Here is a 16,419-nt window from a genome sequence, read left to right as displayed (position 1 = left end):
GGTCCTCGGCGGCGGCACCGGAGCATCCTCCTCGCGGGCGCGACCGGCGTCCTCGGCCGGCACATCGCCCACGCCCTGACCGAGGCCGGTCACAAGGTCACCGGGCTCGGCCGCGGACCGGCAGCCGGCCTCCGCGCCGACCTCATGGATCGCGACGGACTGCTGCGCGCCGTCGACGGACACCGCTTCGACACGGTGATCCACGCCGCGACCGCCCTGCGCAGGGCCCCCATGCGCCACCGCGGCATGCACGCCACCAACGCCCTGCGCACCGAGGGCACCGCCCACCTCGTCGAGGCCGCACGGACCGTCGGCGCCCGCCGCTTCGTCACCGAGTCGATGGTCTTCGGATACGGCTACGGCGACCACGGCGACCACCCGGTCACCGAGGACGACCCCTTCGGCCCGCACGGCACCTCACCGGAACTGGAAGGGCACCTCGCGGCCATGCGCACCAAGGAGCACCTCACCTTCGAAACCCCGGGGTTGGAAGGCATCGCACTCCGCTTCGGCCTCTTCTACGGCCCCGGCGGCACCGACGCTCTTCTGCCCCTGCTCCGCAAGCGGCAACTGCCCGTCCCCGACGACCGCGGCCGGGTCCTGCCGTGGGTGGAACTCACCGACGCGGCACGGGCGGTGGTGGCGGCCGTCGAACGCGGCCGACCCGGCCAGGCGTACAACGTCGCGGACCGCACGCCGCTCGGCTTCCGGGCCCATGTGCTGTGCGTGGCCGAGCAGTTCGGGCTGCCGAAGCCGATGACCGTACCGCTGTGGCTGATGAAGCCCGCGTCGTACGCCCACACGGTGATGTCGACGACGCTGCGGGTCTCCACGGCGAAGGCGGAGCGGGAGCTGGGGTGGACGCCGGTGTATTCGTCCACCCGGGACGGCCTCGCGGCGATGAACGTCATGGCTGGGTGAGCCTCTACAGGTCGAGTTGGTACTCCACCGCCCGATGCGTCGGTACGTAACCGAGCGCGTCGTTCACCGCGCGCATCGGGGTGTTGCTGTCCGCCGTGTCGGTGCACAACCCGGCGAGTTCGGGGTGCCGGGCGCGGGCCCGGAGGATCGAGGCCGCCTTCATCCAGCGGGCGAGGCCGTGGCCGCGGTGTTCGGGGAGGACCGCCGTACCGTAGTGCCGGCCGTCGCCCCGGCCGTCCCCGGGGACGACCAACTCGGAGAAGCCGACCACGGATCCGTCGGATGCGTCCACGGCGGCCACGGTGTGCAGCAGGTCCCCGCGCTGCGCGACCGCCTCGGCCGCCGCGACCACCCGCTCCACGTCCCAGACGACCGTGCCGTAGTCGGTGTCCTCCATCGGCATGTCGTCCATGGCACGCCGCGAGTCGGCGTACGACCGCGCCAGCTCGTCCGGAACGGTGCCGTCCCACTCCGTCAGCCGGTAGCCGGGACAGTGGAGTCGGACGAGCTTCTCGAGCCCCGCGAGGTCGGCGTCGGCCAGCGGCAGCCGGGCGTACGTCAGCCCCAGCACCCGGCGGAAGCCCCGCGCCGCCAGGAACGAATCGGCGGCGGAACCCTGCTCGGCCTGCGCGAGAACCGACCGCCGCTGTTCCTCGCGCGCGGCGGCCACCGCGGCGTCCAGCAGCCGCGTGCCGACGCCGCGCCGCCGCTCCGCGCCGTGCACCGCGATCTCCAGCTCGGCGAGGTGCTCCTGGCCCTCCCTCGTGAACAGGCGGAGGAACGCCGACCCGAGCGGAACCCCGTCGGCTCCGGAGGCCAGCCAGGCCAGCCGACGGCTGGAGGCACCGGCCTCGGGGTCGGCGAGCGGCGTGATGCGCAGGGTCAACGGAGCTCCGTCACGGTCGATGCGGGTGCGAGCGGCCGAAGCCAGCCGTCGTGAGGTGCCGTGCGCAACGCAATTCGAGGGCGGCGCCCGGCCTCGCGTGCGCCGCCCTCGTCTCAGCGGCGGCGGGTCTTCGACCGGTCCAGCGCGGTCACGCCGAGTGCGGCGAGGCCGATCTGGATGAGCCACTCGACCCAGTCCACGCCCTTGGTGTCGGCCACACCGAAGGCGCCGGCGATCGCGGAACCGATCAGCGCGGCGACGATGCCGACGAGGATCGTCCACAGGATCCCGATGCGCTGGCGCCCGGGGACCACGAGCCGGCCCAGGACACCGATGACGATGCCGATCACGATGGCACTGATGATGCCGTCGATCTCCATCTCCGCCCCTTTTCGTCAGAACCCACGCCTTTTGTCAAGACCCCCGTAACAGTGCGTGTGCCCCCTGAAACCGCGGACAGTCTGCTGACGCTTCAATCAATGGCCAAAGACGGGCAGCGCCGTCCAGCCGGTCGCGGCCAGTACCTCGGCCGCGATGTCGGGCACCGTGCGCCCGTCGGTCACCACCCGCAGGGTGCCGGCGGGCGCACGGGCATCCAGCAGTCGCGCCTTGCGGGCGCTGTTCCTGAGCTCGCGCTCCAGCTCGGAGCCCAACTCCCGCCCGGTCAGCCGCTGCTGGGTGGTCTCGTCGGTGGCGGTGAGCAGCACTCGTACGATCCGTACGTCGTCCCCCATCGCCCGCCGGAACATGCCCGCCGTCTCCTCGAGCACACTCAGGGTGTTCGTGTAGAGGAGGCGTCGGCAGCCCAGCTCGGCGTAGTTGGCCCAGACCGCGGTGAGGTTCCGCTCGCCGATCGCGGCCCGGTGCGGATCGTCCGGCGGCGCCGGATGCACCTGTCCCATGAAGTCGCCGTCGATCACGGCGTGCGCGACCTCGGCCGCCCGCAGCCGCGCCGAGACCTCCCAGCCCACCGTCGTCTTTCCGACCCCGGCGCGTCCGCCGATGAGCAGTACCTCTGCCTGATCCATGCGGGCAGCGTGCCAGTCGGCACCGCTGCCCGGGTACTCCTTTTGGGAGTCGAGCGGTGAGGTGGAGGCGGTCGGGGTGGAGGAGACGTCCCTCGCAGGCGGTGCCGTCAACGAGGTCGTGCGGATCGGCGCGACCGTGCGGCGCAGGCCGACGGAACGGTCGGACCACGTGCGGGACCTGCTCGCGCTGTTCGAGCGGCGAGCGTGGCCGGGGGCTCCGCGTCACCTCGGGACGGACGAGCGGGGCCGCGAGATGTTCGGCTACATCGAGGGGCGGGCGGCCGTGACCCCCGAGGAACGGGCCGCCGCCCGCACCGACGCGAACCTGGTCAGCGTCGCCCGACTCGTGCGCGCCTTCCACGACCTGACCCACGGCACGCCGTCCGCCGGTGACCGGGACGTCGTCTGTCACAACGACCTCGCCCCGAAGAACACCGTGTACGCCGTGCACGGCGACGACTGGCGGCCCCTGGCCTTCGTCGACTGGGACCTCGCCGCCCCCGGGGAGCGCGTCCACGACGTCGCCCACCTCTGCTGGCAGTACCTGGACCTGGGCCCCGAGGTGACCGACGTGCCGGAGGCGGCACGCCGGATCCGTCTGGTGTGCGATGCCTATGGCCTCGACGAGCGCGGTGTTCTCGTCGACACCGTCCTGTGGTGGCAGGACCGCTGTTGGCGGGGCATCGACGCCGCCGCGGACCGCGGCGAACCGGCCATGGTCGCGCTACGCGAGGCCGGAGCCGTCGAGGAGGTGCGGGGTGCGTGGGAGTGGGTCGCCGGGCATCGTCGTGAGCTGGGGGCCTTGCTGCGCTGACGCCACCTCGTCGCAGGTCGTGGGCTCGTCGCAGGTCGTGGCGATGGTGAGGGTCCGGCATTGACATGCAGGTAATTACCTGCATAACTTTGAGTGTGCGATCAGGAGACGACTCGGGGATGGACGACGACTCGGGGATGGACAAGGTCTTCAAGGCGCTGGCCGACGAGACCCGCAGGCGGCTGCTGGACCGGCTGCACGAGAACAACGGCCAGACGCTGGGAGAGCTGTGCGAACGCATCGAGATGGCGCGTCAGTCGGTGACCCAGCACCTCGCCGTCCTGGAGGCCGCCAACCTGGTCGGCACCGTGCGGCGGGGGCGGGAAAAGCTGCACTACCTCAACCCCGTCCCGCTCCATGAGATGCAGGAGCGGTGGATCGACAAGTTCGAGCGCCCGCGCCTCAGTGCGCTCGGCGCCGTGAAGCGACGAGCCGAGGAAGCCATGACCGACAAGCCCACCTACGTGTACGTCACGTACATCGAGAGCACACCCGAGAAGGTCTGGGATGCCCTCACCGACGCCGACCTGACCGCCGCCTACTGGGGGCACAGCAACGTCTCGGACTGGCGGACCGGCTCGCGCTGGCAGCACGTGCGGACGGACGACTCCGGCATCGCCGACGTCGTCGGCACCGTCGTGGAGAGCGAGCGCCCGACGCGCCTCGTCACCACGTGGGCGTCACCCGACGAGGAGGACCAGCCGGACCGGCATTCCCGGGTCACTTTCGACATCCGGCCGCACGCCGACATCGTGCGCCTCACCGTGACCCACGAGGACCTCAACGACGAGGGCGAGCGCGCCGACGTCGCCACCGGCTGGCCGGCGGTGCTGTCCAACCTCAAGTCGCTGCTGGAGACCGGCAGTCCGCTGCCGCAGGAGCCGTGGCAGGTCCCCGCCTCCTGACCGGGTGCGAGAGGGCCGGTCCGCGCGGGTGCGGACCGGCCTGTGTGTCTGCCTGTCCCTCCTTGCGGGCTCCTACGCCTTCGGGGCGCTCCTCGCCGCCGTACCGATGCACACCAACCCCAGGACCAGAGCGAGGGCACCGATGATGATGTTGTTCCAGATGACCCCGGCGTCCGGGCTCTCGCCGACGATCCACGGCGAGACGATCATCCACACGCCCAAGGCGCACATGGCCCAGCTCAGGCCGTACATGCGCTCCGGAGCCCTGGTGAATCCGAGGGCCAGCAGGCCGATCGCTATCCCCACGATCAGGTTGTGGGTCACGAGGTCGGGCTGGCTCGTCGTGTAGTGGAGTATCCACGGGGACACGGCACAGTACAGACCGAGCAGGAACACCGGTCCGTCCACGAGTGCCACGTCGCGACCGCCGAGCATGCGGGCGTAGCGATCCCGCATTTCCGGAGCATCAGGGTGGGTGGTGATGTCCCCTCTGGTGTGCGAGACGTTGGCCATGACTCGTCTCCTTTGACTTGCAGGCCTGACCGCGTCTGGTGCGGTATGCGGTAGAAGCGCCGCGTAGGTTCATTCTGCGCTTATTTCGTCCTTATGTGTAGTGGTCAGGGGGCCCGGCGGGACGGCTGGGGCGGTCCGGCGGCCCTTTCGCGCCTGACCAGCCCTGAAAGGTACATGTCCGGCTCGATCGGGGGCAGACGCATGGTGACGGACGTCGGCGTTCCGTGCCGACGGTCGATGCTGGAGGTGGATGCCTTTATGGGCGCGAAGGTGTTGGAGCGGTTTCCTGCGGGATCTCCACGCGGATCATGGCCTGCGGAGGAGTACGCGGCGGCGCGGCGTGCCGCGGGCGAACCCGCGACGGTCGTCATGGACCTGAAGTCGGACGCGTTCCTGGTGATCGTCCCGGGGCGGGACGAGGACTGAGGGGACGCTCGGACAGCGTGCCGCCCAGCTCCCGCGCCCTCCGCAGGAACACCTCGTACAGGTCCTGCGCCGCCCGGGGCACCGACTCGGCCTTGCGGCGCTGGAGCATCAGCAGGACCCGGGTGGCGTCGCCCTCGATCGGCCGGTAGGTGATCGTGCCGAGCCGTTCCAACGGATCCCCGGCCACACTGAAGTCCGGCAGCACCGTCGCGCCGAGCCCCTCGGCGACCATCAGCTTGCCCATCTCGGCGCCGTCGGTGGAGTACGAGAAGGACGGGGCACGGCCGCCCAGGAGCCGGTGGACATAGCGGTGCATGACATATCCGGAGCGCATCGCGATCAGAGGTTCGGCGAGCAGTTCGTCCACCGTCACCACGGGCCGGGACGCGAGCGTGCTGTCGGGCCGTACGCACACCACGGGCCGCCCGCACAGCAACTGGGTGGATTCGACGCCGGCGGGCACGTCGTCGCCGTCCAGGTGGTTCACCAGACCGAGGTCGAAACCGCCCTCGGACAGCGCCCGTTGGATCTCCGTCTGTTGCGCGCCGACCACCTCGACCTGGGTGACCGGATGCGTCGCACGAAAGTCCCGTACCACCGGGACGAGCAACGGCACGGTCGCCGCGTTCACCGTGCCGACGCGCACCATACGGCTGATGCGGTGCTGTTCGCCGGCCGCCACCCGCAGCCGGTCCACCGCCTCCAGCACATGGACGATGTACGGCAACAGCTCCCGGCCCTCCGCGCTCATCGTCGCCCCGGACCGCTTGCGCTCCAGGAGGTCGACTCCCAGCTCCCGCTCCAGATTTCTGACGGTCTCGCTCAACGCGGGCTGTGACAGGCGCAGTTCCTCCGCCGCGCGGCGCAGGGAACCGAGCCGTGTCACCGCCGCTATGTATTCCAGCTGTTCGGTCCGCACCCCAGCAGAATGCGGTTGGTTTCACGGGACGTTCAAGGGTTTCCCTGTCACACGTTCGTGAAATTCAATGGTCCGCGATACGAGACCGGTCGGGTTTTCCTTGACGGCCGTCGCGGCCGACTGCAACCATCGACGGCATGAAGATGCGACTGGACCTCACGCGGCGACGCCACGTCGACCTCGCGCGCGTCTCCAGCGCCTCCTGTTGCTGCGCGGCCTGATCCCTCCGATCCGCCGCCGTCTCCTTTCCACGCCGCACCCGCACCTGTCGCCGGACAGGCATGTGCCGCGTTTTCACCTCACCGCCCGAATTCGGCGATCACGCATCTGCGATCGCGCATTGGCGATCGCGCGCATGCCTTTCGAATTCGGCGTGAGTCCCCATTCCGCAACAGGAGTTCCGCGTGCCCTCAGCACCCCTCCAATTCGCCTACTGGTTCCCCAACGTCAGTGGCGGTCTCGTCACCAGCAAGATCGAGCAGCGCACCGACTGGGGATACGACTCCAACCGCGAACTCGCCGTCCTCGCCGAGAACAACGGCTTCGACTACGCCCTCAGCCAGGTCCGCTACATGGCCGGCTACGGCGCCGAGTACCAGCACGAGTCGACCAGCTTCAGCCTCGCCCTGCTGCTCGCCACCGAGCGCCTGAAGGTCATCGCCGCCGTCCACCCAGGCCTGTGGCACCCCGGCGTCCTCGCCAAGCTCGGCGCCACCGCCGACCACCTGTCGAAGGGCCGCTTCTCCGTCAACGTCGTCTCCGGCTGGTTCAAGGGCGAGGTCACCGTCCTAGGGGAGCCTTGGCTGGAGCACGACGGGCTCCCCCAGTTCTCGGCTTCGCTCGAACCGGGGGGACCCCCATCCGCCGCTCCGAGGAGTTCATCCAGGCCCTGCGCCAGACCTGGACCGAGGACCACACCGAACTCGCCGGTGACTTGTACCGGTTGCGCGACTTCTCCCTCAAGCCCAAGCCCAAGCCGACCCGCGAGAAGGCACGGTCCTGGCTGCACGGCGGCCATGAGCGCGCGGTCGACGAGCCGTACGTCATCGACACCTACGGCGACCTCACCGCGAAGCTCTGGGCGGCCGAGGCGCTCGCCGACGCCGTGGCCGTCGAGGGACAGAAGCTGCACGACGACCCCGACGCGGTCACCGAGCAGACCCGCGGCGACTTCGAAGTACGGGCGGCCGCGGTGAAGGCCCGCGCCACCGACGTCTCCCTGGAGATCGCGAACCGGGTCTTCGAGGTGACCGGCGCCCGCTCCACGGCAAGCGCCGAGGGCCTCGACCGCTTCTGGCGCAACGTCCGCACCCACACGCTCCACGACCGCGTCGCCTACAAGCGGCGCGAGGTGGGCCGCTGGGTCCTCGAAGGCGAACTGCCCGAACCCACCTGGTACTCCTGACCACCGGGGCGCCTCCCGAGCGGCGGCGCCCCTCCTCCCCGAAAGAGGACCCATGGCCACCGTCCTGTCCGTCTCCGGCAGCCCCTCCGCCTTCTCCCGCACCGCGAAGCTCCTCCGCCACCTCGACGGCCGCCTCGCCGCCCAGGGCCACGAGGTGATCCCGCTCGACGTGCGCACCATCCCGGCCGAGGCCCTGCTCGGTGCCGACTTCCGGCATCCCGCGATCGTCGAGGCGACCGAGCTCTTCCAGCGCGCCGACGGTCTCGTCATCGGCACCCCCGTCTACAAGGCGGCCTACTCCGGGGTCCTCAAGGCGCTCCTCGACCTGCTCCCGCAGTACGCCCTGGCCGGCAAGACCGTCCTCCCGCTGGCCACGGGCGGTTCGACCGCCCATGTGCTGGCCATCGACTACGCCCTGCGACCGGTCTTGAGTTCCATGGGCGCGGGGCACATCGTGCAGGGCTGGTTCACCCTCGACAAGGACCTCACCGCCCACGACGACGGCTCCCTCACCGTCGCCCCCACCGCGAGCGAGGCCCTCACCCAGGTGCTCGACCAGTTCTCGACGGCTCTCGGCCGTAGGCCCCTGCTGGCCGCGGCGGGCTGACGGACATGACCGCGAAAGTCATCGCCGACGACGCCGAGGCCCTGACCGTGGCCCGCTCCCTCGCCGACGAGTTCCGCGCCGACGCCTCGGAGCGGGACGCCGAACGCCGTCTGCCACGCGCGGAGTTGGACCGGCTCTCCGCCTCCGGGCTGCTCGCGGTCACCGTGCCCGCCGAGCACGGGGGAGCGGACGTACGCCAGGAGACCCTCGCCGAGATCTTCCGGCTGCTCGCGTCGGCCGACGCGAGTCTTGCCCACCTCACCGACGACACGGCGGCCGAGGCGTCCATCGCGGTCGCCGCGGCCAAGGCGCACGCCGCGCAGACCGGCGTGGAGGCCGGGAGTGCCGTGTTCGAGGTGTCCGGCACCCGTGCCGCACTCGACTCCCTCAACCTGCACCGGCATTGGCGCGATGCCCGCACCCACACCCTGCACGACCCCGCCCGCTGGAAGGTCCAGCACATCGGCAGGTACGTGCTGAACGGCACGCGGCCGCCGCGCCACGGCCTCCTTTAGAAGATCTTCCGGAACGGAGACCCCACGTGTCCCTCACCTTCCACTGGTTCCTTCCCACCAACGGCGACAGCCGCCATGTCGTCGGCGGCGGCCACGGCACGCCGGCCACCGCCTCCGGGCAGGACCGGCCCCCGACGGTCGCCTACCTGAGCCAGATCGCCCGCGCCGCCGAGAACCTGGGCTTCGAGGGTGCGCTCACCCCCACCGGCGCCTGGTGCGAGGACGCGTGGCTCACCACCGCGATGGTCGCCCAGCAGAGCGAACGCCTGAAATTCCTGGTCGCCTTCCGGCCCGGCTTCGTCTCGCCGACGCTCGCCGCGCAGATGGCCTCCACCTTCCAGCGGCAGACCGGCGGCCGGCTCCTGCTCAACGTCGTCACCGGCGGCGAGAGCCACGAGCAGCGGGCCTACGGCGACTTCCTCGACAAGAACGCGCGGTATCGCCGTACCGCTGAGTTCCTCGAAATCGTACGGGGGTTGTGGGAGGGCAAGACCGTCGATCTGCACGGCGAGCACCTCCAGGTCGAGGACGCGAAGCTGGCACGCCTGCCGGATCCGGTGCCCGAGGTGTACTTCGGCGGATCCTCGCCGGTCGCCGGTGAGGTCGCCGCCCGGCATGCCGACGTGTACCTCACGTGGGGGGAGCCGCCCGCGCAGGTCGCCGAGAAGATCGCCTGGGTTCGAGGGCTGGCGGCGGAGCAGGGGCGTACGGTGCGCTTCGGTATCCGGCTGCATGTGATCACCCGCGACACCTCCGAGCAGGCCTGGGCGGAGGCGAACCGGCTGCTGGAGGGATTCGACGCGCAGACCGTGCAGTCCGTACAGGCGGGGCTGGCCCGCAGCGAGTCCGAGGGGCAGCAGCGAATGCTGGCGCTGCACGGGGGCGGGGGCCGCCGGGAGGGGCTGGAGATCCATCCCAACCTCTGGGCCGGCATCGGGCTGGTGCGTGGGGGTGCGGGGACGGCGCTGGTCGGTAGCCATGAGGAGGTCGCAGAGCGGATCAAGGAGTATCACGCGCTGGGGATCGAGGAGTTCATCTTCTCCGGGTATCCGCATCTGGAGGAGGCGTACTGGTTCGGGGAGGGGGTGCTGCCGAGGCTTGCCGCGCAGGGGGTGTGGCGGCATCCGTACGGTGATCGGACGGTGCCGTCGGCGCAGGTGCCGTTCGCGAGTTGAGGGGGGTGCGTTCGGTCGTGTGGCGGCTGCGGGGCAGTCGTGGTTGCTCGCGCCCACGCGGCGGAGCCGCATATGTCACAGCCCCGCGCCACTGGTACGTCTAACCGGCCAGCGTTTTCAGGTGAGCCTGGCGTGACTCTGGGGTCTGGCCCTGGACCAGCAGGAACAGGGCCTCTCGGGCCAGGCGTTGGGCCTTGTTGGTGAGGGTCAGGGATTTGCCGCCGCCGGCCACCACCGCTGCCGTGGTGGCCGTGCGCATCAGCTCGTACGCCTGGGTGCGCAGGGCCAGGCGCTCCTCCCGGTGCTCGTCCGGTGCGGGGTGGTCGGCCAGGGCGTAGGCGCGAGCGCGGATGTCGGTGAGGCGGGCGCGCAGAGGTTCGGCCGTGGTGTCGTCCAGCAGGGCGAGTGCGGTCTCCGTGATTCCGAAGACCGCCGGGGAGGTGTTCGCCGTTTTCGTACGGTCCGCCGCCGCCCATCTCTCGTACGGTTGCCGGACGACCACGGCCTCCTCGGGCAGCCACAGGCCGTCCAGTTCCAGCGACACCGTGCGTGCGGCGGTGAGTGCTGCGAGGCGCATGGGGGGCGACGCGCGCAGGCCCGGCTGCTCGCGTGCCTCGGTGAAGGCGAAGAGGGCCTCGTCGGTGTCCGTCACCCCGGCGAGGAGCATGACGTCGTTGAGGCCCCAGCCGGTGTACCAGGGCACGGTGCCGTCGAAGCGCAGGCCGCCCCGCTCCCGGGTGACCCGTACCGGGGTCCGGGGGTATGCCCGTAGATGGGCGTAGGCCACGCCGGACAGCAGTTCGCCGCGTGCCAGCGGGCCCAGCAGACGGTCCCGCACCGGGCCTTCGCTCTTGGACAGGGTGATCACGGGCGTGTGGTGCTGGGTCTGCACGAACCAGGTCGAGCAGCACGCCCCGGCCAGGATCTCCGCGACCTCCCTGGCCACCGGAGCGGGCGCCGCCGCACCGCCGTACTCCTCGGGCGCGTTCAGGCCCAGCAGGCCGGACCGTCCGACCGCCTCGAGGTGGGTGGCGGGCACGCCCTCCTGGTCGACCCGTTCGGCGTGCGGTGCGAGCAGGGCGTCGGCGAGCCGGCGGGCGCTGACGACGAGGGGGTGCGGGTGCGGGGCGATGGTCATGGAGGAAATTCTCCCGGTGTCGTCGTGCGCGGTGTCGATCCGGGGGTCTGCCGTTCGTGTAGGAGGTGAGAAGGCAGGGCACACACCGCAGCGCCAAGGAGGCCGTCATGAAGTACTACCTGCTCAGCGTGATGCAGCCCGTGGGGGAGCCGCCGGGCCCAGAGGTCCTGGCCGACATCGAGAAGAACCTCGACGCCCTCAACCGGGAGCTGCGGGAGGCGGGCGCCTGGGTGTTCGCCGGGGGACTGCACGGCCCCGAGTCCGCCACCGTGCTGCGGCCGCGTGACGGCGACGTCCTGGTCACCGACGGGCCGTACGCCGAAGGCAAGGAGATGCTCGGCGGGATCTCCCTGATCAAGGCGCCGGACCTGGACGCGGCCCTCGAATGGGGCCGCAGGCTGGCGCTGGCGACGACGCTGCCGATCGAGGTGCGCCCCTTCATGGGGGAAGCGGATCAGTGACCGCCGACATCGAGGCCGTCTTCCGCGCCGAATACGGGCGCGCGGTCTCCGTCCTCGTCCGCTCCCTCGGCGACATCGACCTCGCCGAGGAAGCGGTCCAGGACGCCTTCACCACCGCCGTGCAGCACTGGCCGGAAAGCGGTGTGCCGCCGAGCCCCGCCGGATGGATCATCACCACCGCACGCAACCGCGCGATCGACCGGCTGCGCCGCGAGGCCGGGCGCGACGCGCGCCACGCGGAGGCCGCCCTGCTGCACGCCTGGGACGCGCCGCCCGAGGAGGGACCCGTGCGCGACGACCGGCTTCGGCTCATCTTCACCTGCTGCCACCCTGCACTCGCCACGCAGGCACAGGTCGCCCTCACCCTGCGCCTCCTCGGCGGGCTCAGCACGGCACGGATCGCCCGTGTCTTCCTGGTGCCCGAGCCGACCATGGCACAGCGTCTCGTGCGGGCCAAGGCGAAGATCCGCGACGCCCGGATCCCGTACCGCGTGCCCCGGGACGCGGATCTCCCGGACCGGCTCAAGGGGGTCCTTGCCGTCGTCTACCTGATCTTCAACGAGGGGTACGACGGCTCGGCCGAGCTGTGCGCGGAAGCCGTACGCCTCGGACGCCTCCTGGGTGACCTCATGCCGGACGAGCCCGAGGTCACGGGGCTGCTCGCGCTGATGCTCCTCGTCGAGTCCCGGCGACCGGCTCGGCAGGACGGCGACGGGGTGCTCGTGCCGTTGCCCGAGCAGGACCGCGGGCGCTGGGACCGTGACCTGATCACCGAGGGGCAGTCGCTCGTGCGCCGCTGCCTGCGCCGGAACCGGCCGGGGCCGTACCAGATCCAGGCCGCCATCCAGGCCGTCCACAGCGACGCGCCGACCGCCGACGCCACCGACTGGGGGCAGATCCTCCAGCTGTACGACCAGCTCATGGCGGTCGCGCCCGGTTCCGTGGTGGCGCTGAACCGGGCCGTCGCGGTCGCCGAGGTTCAGGGGCCGGGGCCGGCCCTGGACCTGGTGGACGCCCTCGACCTCGAGGGCTACCACGTCTTCCACGCCGTACGGGCCGACCTGCTGCGGCGCCTCGGCCGGGTCGCCGAGGCCGCCGCCGGGTACACGACCGCCGTCGCCCTGAGCGAGAACCCCGCCGAACGCGCCTACCTCGAACGGGTCCGGCGGACCCTCGACCCGACCTGAGTCCGGCGGCCCGCCGTCACACGACACCGCCGCCGCATCACACGCTCAAAGCCTCCCGCACGGACCGCTCGGCATCCTGGCCACCCTCGCCGGAGGAGGTGACCCGGCCGGCCTCCAGGACGTAGTACCGCTGCGCCGCCCGCATCGCGAAGCCGACGTGCTGCTCGACCAGGAGCACCGACAGCCCGCCGCGCGCCGCCAGGGCGAGGATGGTCTCCTCGATCTCGGCCACCACCGTCGGCTGGATGCCCTCGGTCGGCTCGTCCAGGAGCAGGATCCGAGGTTCCGTCACCAGGGCCCGGGCGATGGCGAGTTGCTGCCGCTGCCCGCCGGAGAGCAGGCCCGCCCGGCGGTGGGACAGGGTCCGCAGCGCCGGGAACAGGTCCAGTGCCTCGCCGATCGCCGCCTTGCCGCGCTTGCGGCCGTCCGCCACGAGCTGGAGGTTCTCCGCCGTGGTCAGGTGCGGGAACGCCTGCTGGCCCTGCGGGACGTACGCCATTCCGCGCGCCACCCGCTCGTGCGGCTTGCGCCGGGTGATGTCCTCGCCGTCGAGGCGGACCGTGCCGCTGCTCGGCGTGAGCAGTCCGACGGCGGCACGCAGCAGGGTGCTCTTGCCGGCGCCGTTGTGCCCGAGCACCGCGGCTACGCCGTCCTTCGGCACCTCGACGGTGACCCCGTGCAGGACGCTGCTGCGGTGGTAGCCGACCCGGACGTCTTCGATCTGCAGCATCATGCCTCCTGTACGACCGCGGTGTCCGAGGCGTCCTCGGCGGCGGACGCGTCCGCCGCGTGCCCGAGGTACACCTCCTGCACCTTGGGATCGGCCTGGACCTCGGCCACCGTGCCCTCGCTGAGCACCTTGCCCGCGTGCAGCACGCTGACGCTGCGCGCGAAGGCGCGCATGAAGTCCATGTCGTGCTCGATGACCACCACGGTCCGCTCCTCGCTGATCCGCTGGAGCAGCTCGCCGGTCGCCTGGCGCTCGTCGTGGCTCATGCCGGCGACCGGCTCGTCGAGCAGCAGCAGCCGTACGTCCTGCACGAGCAGCATGCCGATCTCCAGCCACTGCTTCTGACCGTGCGCGAGCGTCCCGGCGAGGGAGTCGGCGAGTTCGGTGAGCCCGACCGTCTCCAGCGCCTCGGCGACCGGCTCCGGGACGTCCTTACGACGCCGCAGCATGGTCCACATGCTCCGGCCCGCGCCCGCCGCGATGTCCAGGTTCTGAAGGACCGTCAACTCCTCGAAGACGGTGGCCGTCTGGAAGGTACGGCCGATCCCGGACCGGGCGATCCTGTGCACGCTCCGCCCGAGCAGCTCCTCCTCGCCGAAGCGCACCGAGCCCGTCGCCCGCACCAGCCCGGTGACCGCGTCGACCAGGGTGGTCTTGCCCGCGCCGTTCGGCCCGATGAGGAAGCGCAGATCGCCCGGGCGGACGTCGAGGTCCACCCCGTCGACGGCGGTGAACCCGTCGAAGGACACCCGCAGTTGCCGTATTTCGAGACCCGAGAGCTCACTCATGCCGCTTCTCCCACCGGTACGACGGGCGCCTTCTGCTCGGGCGCCTTCGGGGCCCTGCGGCGCCGGACGTACACCGCCAGCGAGGCGAGACCGCCGGGCAGGAACGCCAGGGCGACGATGAACAACAGTCCCTGGAAGTACGTCCAGGCCGCCGGGAACTCCTCCGACAGGGCCGTCTTGGCCCAGGCGACCGCGACCGCGCCGAGCACCGCGCCGGCCAGGCTCGCCCGGCCGCCCACGGCGGCGCCGATGACGAACTCGATGGACGGCACGATGCCGATCAGCGCGGGCGAGATGATGCCGACCGCCGGCACGAACAGCGCGCCCGCGAGGCCGGCCATGCCCGCCGCGACGACGTACGCGACCAGCTTGACGTTCGCCGGGTCGTAGCCGAGGAAGCGCACCCGCTCCTCCGAGTCCCGTACGGCGACCAGGAGTTCGCCGTAGCGGCTCTGGATCAGCTGGCGCGCCAGGGCGATCAGGAGCAGCAGGACGGCGGCGATGACGAAGTACACCATCCGCTGGTTGACCGGGTCGTCGAGGGAGTAGCCGAAGAAGCCCTGGATGTCGGTGAGTCCGTTGGTGCCGCCGGTGGTGGCCTGCTGGCCGATCAGCCAGATCGCGAACGCGGCGGCGAGGGCCTGGCTGAGGATCGCGAAGTAGGCGCCCTTGACCCGGCGCCGGAAGATGAACAGGCCGAGCAGCGCGGCGACCGTCATCGGCAGCAGCACGGTCGCGGCGATCGCGAACAGCGGGTTCGCGAACGGCTGCCACCACCAGGGGAGTTCGGTGGCGGTGCCGTACAGCTGCATGAAGTCGGGGAGGTTGCCGGGCCCGGCGTCGGCGATCTTCAGATGCATCGCCATGGCGTAACCGCCGAGCCCGAAGAACACGCCCTGACCGAGTGTCAACAGCCCGCCGCGGCCCCAGGCCAGGCAGATGCCGACGGCGACCATCGCGGTGCACAGGTACTTGGCGAGCAGCCCGAGCCGGAAGTCGGACAGCATGAGCGGGGCGAGGGCGAACAGGACGACGGTGGCAGCCGCGAAGCCTGCCGCGGCCCGCGCCGAACGGCCTTTCAGCAGGTTCATACGAGACTCCTCGTGCGCAGCGTGTACAGCCCCTGGGGCCGCCACTGGAGGAAGGCGACGATGGCGACGAGCACCAGGACCTTGGCGACGCTGACGGTGGTGGAGTACTCGAGGACCGACTGCAGCGCACCCAGCACGAAGGCGACGATGACCGTGCCCTTGAGCTGCCCGATGCCGCCGACCACGATCACCAGGAAGGCGTCGATGATGATGTTGGTGCCCATCGTCGGCCCGATCGGACCGACCAGCGTCAGGGCCACCCCGGCGACGCCCGCGAGCCCGGACCCGATGAAGAACGCGGTGCGGTCGACCCGGCTCGTGGAGATGCCCGACACCTCGGCGAGGTCCCGGTTCTGCACCACGGCCCGCACCCGGCGGCCCAGCGGTGTCAGCCGCAGCGTCAGCGACAGCGCGACCACCGCCGCGACGGCCAGACTCAGAATGAACAGCCGGCTGTTGGCGAAGGTGAGCGGATCGTCGCCGCCGATCACGGTGATGTTGCCGGTGAGCCAGTCGGGCGCCCGGGTCTGCACATTCGGCGCACCGAAAATGTCCCGGGCGAGTTGCTGGAGCATCAACGAGACGCCCCAGGTGACGAGAAGCGTGTCAAGTGGCCGCAGATACAGGCGTCGTATCAAGAGCCATTCGAGCAGCGCGCCCAAGGCACCGGAGACGAGAAAGGCGATGGGCAGCGCGAGAAGAAGTGAAATTCCCGCGCTGGAAATGGACTTCTGAAGGACGTACGTGGTGTAGGCGCCGGCCATGATGAACTCGCCGTGGGCCATGTTGATGACGTTCATCTGGCCGAAGGTGAGCGAGAGGCCGAGCGCGATGAGCAGCAGGACGGCACCGATGCTGATGCCGGTGAAGGTCTGACCGAGGATCACGGTCATTCGGCGGCTCCCGGGAG

At 70.9% G+C, this 16,419-nt stretch carries 19 protein-coding genes and 1 pseudogene; 10 read left to right on the top strand and 10 right to left on the bottom strand.

All coding sequences use genetic code 11. The features are described from left to right. Nucleotides 1-24 precede the first annotated feature (24 nt). Nucleotides 25-921, top strand: a complete 897-nt coding sequence (locus AC5P09_RS19970) for an NAD-dependent epimerase/dehydratase family protein (RefSeq protein ID WP_493875196.1) — start codon at nt 25-27, stop codon at nt 919-921. Between the two features lie 4 nt (nt 922-925). Here AC5P09_RS19970 and AC5P09_RS19965 read toward each other — a convergent pair whose 3' ends face one another. The 3 genes from AC5P09_RS19965 to AC5P09_RS19955 form a co-directional block, all read right to left on the bottom strand. Further along, nucleotides 926-1,807 carry a GNAT family N-acetyltransferase gene (locus AC5P09_RS19965; RefSeq protein ID WP_493875178.1) on the bottom strand — a complete coding sequence of 294 codons (882 nt, stop codon included), beginning with the start codon at nt 1,805-1,807 and terminating at the stop codon, nt 926-928. A gap of 113 nt (nt 1,808-1,920) precedes the next feature. Then, nucleotides 1,921-2,187, bottom strand: a complete 267-nt coding sequence (locus AC5P09_RS19960) for a GlsB/YeaQ/YmgE family stress response membrane protein (RefSeq protein WP_266445711.1) — start codon at nt 2,185-2,187, stop codon at nt 1,921-1,923. Between the two features lie 96 nt (nt 2,188-2,283). Further along, nucleotides 2,284-2,835, bottom strand: coding sequence for a nucleoside/nucleotide kinase family protein (locus tag AC5P09_RS19955; protein WP_493875177.1), 552 nt, complete (start codon nt 2,833-2,835; stop codon nt 2,284-2,286). Nucleotides 2,836-2,911: 76 nt separating this feature from the next. Between AC5P09_RS19955 and AC5P09_RS19950 the strand changes: the two genes are divergently transcribed. Next, nucleotides 2,912-3,649 (top strand): phosphotransferase, encoded by a 738-nt coding sequence (locus AC5P09_RS19950; RefSeq protein WP_493875176.1) that lies wholly within the window; start codon nt 2,912-2,914, stop codon nt 3,647-3,649. 137 nt (nt 3,650-3,786) lie between these two features. Beyond that, on the top strand, nt 3,787-4,554 hold the full coding sequence (locus tag AC5P09_RS19945) for an ArsR/SmtB family transcription factor (protein WP_493875195.1): 768 nt from the start codon (nt 3,787-3,789) through the stop codon (nt 4,552-4,554). Nucleotides 4,555-4,626: 72 nt separating this feature from the next. On the opposite strand, the gene AC5P09_RS19940 is transcribed toward AC5P09_RS19945, so the two are convergent. Then, on the bottom strand, nt 4,627-5,067 hold the full coding sequence (locus tag AC5P09_RS19940; RefSeq protein ID WP_493875175.1) for an SPW repeat protein: 441 nt from the start codon (nt 5,065-5,067) through the stop codon (nt 4,627-4,629). A 237-nt stretch (nt 5,068-5,304) separates the two neighbouring features. On the opposite strand from AC5P09_RS19940, the gene AC5P09_RS19935 reads away from it, so the two are divergent. Beyond that, entirely contained in the window at nt 5,305-5,493 is a 189-nt protein-coding gene (locus tag AC5P09_RS19935) for a DUF8839 family protein (protein ID WP_266445719.1), read from the top strand. Here the strand turns inward: AC5P09_RS19935 and AC5P09_RS19930 are convergent. Then, nucleotides 5,435-6,412, bottom strand: coding sequence for a LysR family transcriptional regulator (locus AC5P09_RS19930; RefSeq protein ID WP_493875174.1), 978 nt, complete (start codon nt 6,410-6,412; stop codon nt 5,435-5,437). The two genes, AC5P09_RS19935 and AC5P09_RS19930, sit on opposite strands and share 59 nt — an antisense overlap. Before the next feature lie 404 nt (nt 6,413-6,816). Here AC5P09_RS19930 and AC5P09_RS19925 point away from each other — a divergent pair. The 4 genes and pseudogenes from AC5P09_RS19925 (at nt 6,817) to AC5P09_RS19910 (ending at nt 10,114) form a co-directional block, all read left to right on the top strand. After that, nucleotides 6,817-7,817, top strand: a pseudogene (locus tag AC5P09_RS19925) (LLM class flavin-dependent oxidoreductase). Nucleotides 7,818-7,869: 52 nt separating this feature from the next. Further along, complete coding sequence (gene ssuE / locus AC5P09_RS19920) at nt 7,870-8,424, top strand: NADPH-dependent FMN reductase (RefSeq protein WP_493875173.1); 555 nt, start codon at nt 7,870-7,872, stop codon at nt 8,422-8,424. 5 nt (nt 8,425-8,429) lie between these two features. Then, nucleotides 8,430-8,939: an acyl-CoA dehydrogenase family protein gene (locus tag AC5P09_RS19915; RefSeq protein ID WP_493875172.1), complete on the top strand. Its 510-nt coding sequence runs from the start codon at nt 8,430-8,432 to the stop codon at nt 8,937-8,939. Nucleotides 8,940-8,965: 26 nt separating this feature from the next. After that, entirely contained in the window at nt 8,966-10,114 is a 1,149-nt protein-coding gene (locus tag AC5P09_RS19910; protein WP_493875171.1) for an LLM class flavin-dependent oxidoreductase, read from the top strand. Nucleotides 10,115-10,214: 100 nt separating this feature from the next. On the opposite strand, the gene AC5P09_RS19905 is transcribed toward AC5P09_RS19910, so the two are convergent. After that, complete coding sequence (locus AC5P09_RS19905; protein ID WP_493875170.1) at nt 10,215-11,252, bottom strand: acyl-CoA dehydrogenase family protein; 1,038 nt, start codon at nt 11,250-11,252, stop codon at nt 10,215-10,217. 107 nt (nt 11,253-11,359) lie between these two features. On the opposite strand from AC5P09_RS19905, the gene AC5P09_RS19900 reads away from it, so the two are divergent. Next, nucleotides 11,360-11,713 carry a YciI family protein gene (locus AC5P09_RS19900; RefSeq protein WP_493875169.1) on the top strand — a complete coding sequence of 118 codons (354 nt, stop codon included), beginning with the start codon at nt 11,360-11,362 and terminating at the stop codon, nt 11,711-11,713. Continuing rightward, a complete protein-coding gene (locus AC5P09_RS19895; RefSeq protein WP_493875168.1) occupies nt 11,710-12,900 on the top strand; it encodes an RNA polymerase sigma factor in 1,191 nt (396 codons plus the stop codon). The genes AC5P09_RS19900 and AC5P09_RS19895 overlap by 4 nt, the downstream gene beginning before the upstream one ends. Nucleotides 12,901-12,937: 37 nt before the next feature. On the opposite strand, the gene urtE is transcribed toward AC5P09_RS19895, so the two are convergent. The 4 genes from urtE to urtB are packed head-to-tail and all read right to left on the bottom strand — an operon-like array spanning nt 12,938 to nt 16,402. Next, nucleotides 12,938-13,630 carry an urea ABC transporter ATP-binding subunit UrtE gene (gene urtE / locus AC5P09_RS19890; RefSeq protein WP_493875167.1) on the bottom strand — a complete coding sequence of 231 codons (693 nt, stop codon included), beginning with the start codon at nt 13,628-13,630 and terminating at the stop codon, nt 12,938-12,940. Further along, the gene (gene urtD / locus AC5P09_RS19885; RefSeq protein ID WP_493875166.1) at nt 13,630-14,418 is read right to left on the bottom strand and encodes an urea ABC transporter ATP-binding protein UrtD; all 789 of its coding nucleotides are present in this window, start codon (nt 14,416-14,418) and stop codon (nt 13,630-13,632) included. The genes urtE and urtD overlap by 1 nt, the downstream gene beginning before the upstream one ends. Next, a complete protein-coding gene (gene urtC / locus AC5P09_RS19880) occupies nt 14,415-15,509 on the bottom strand; it encodes an urea ABC transporter permease subunit UrtC (protein WP_493875165.1) in 1,095 nt (364 codons plus the stop codon). Before urtC ends, urtD begins: the two co-directional genes overlap by 4 nt. Beyond that, entirely contained in the window at nt 15,506-16,402 is an 897-nt protein-coding gene (gene urtB, locus AC5P09_RS19875) for an urea ABC transporter permease subunit UrtB (RefSeq protein WP_493875164.1), read from the bottom strand. Before urtB ends, urtC begins: the two co-directional genes overlap by 4 nt. Nucleotides 16,403-16,419 lie beyond the last annotated feature (17 nt).

The organism is Streptomyces sp. a15 (assembly GCF_059026085.1).
The sequence above is the reverse complement of the archived record's forward strand: the minus strand, read 5'-3'. Positions and strand labels throughout refer to the sequence as shown.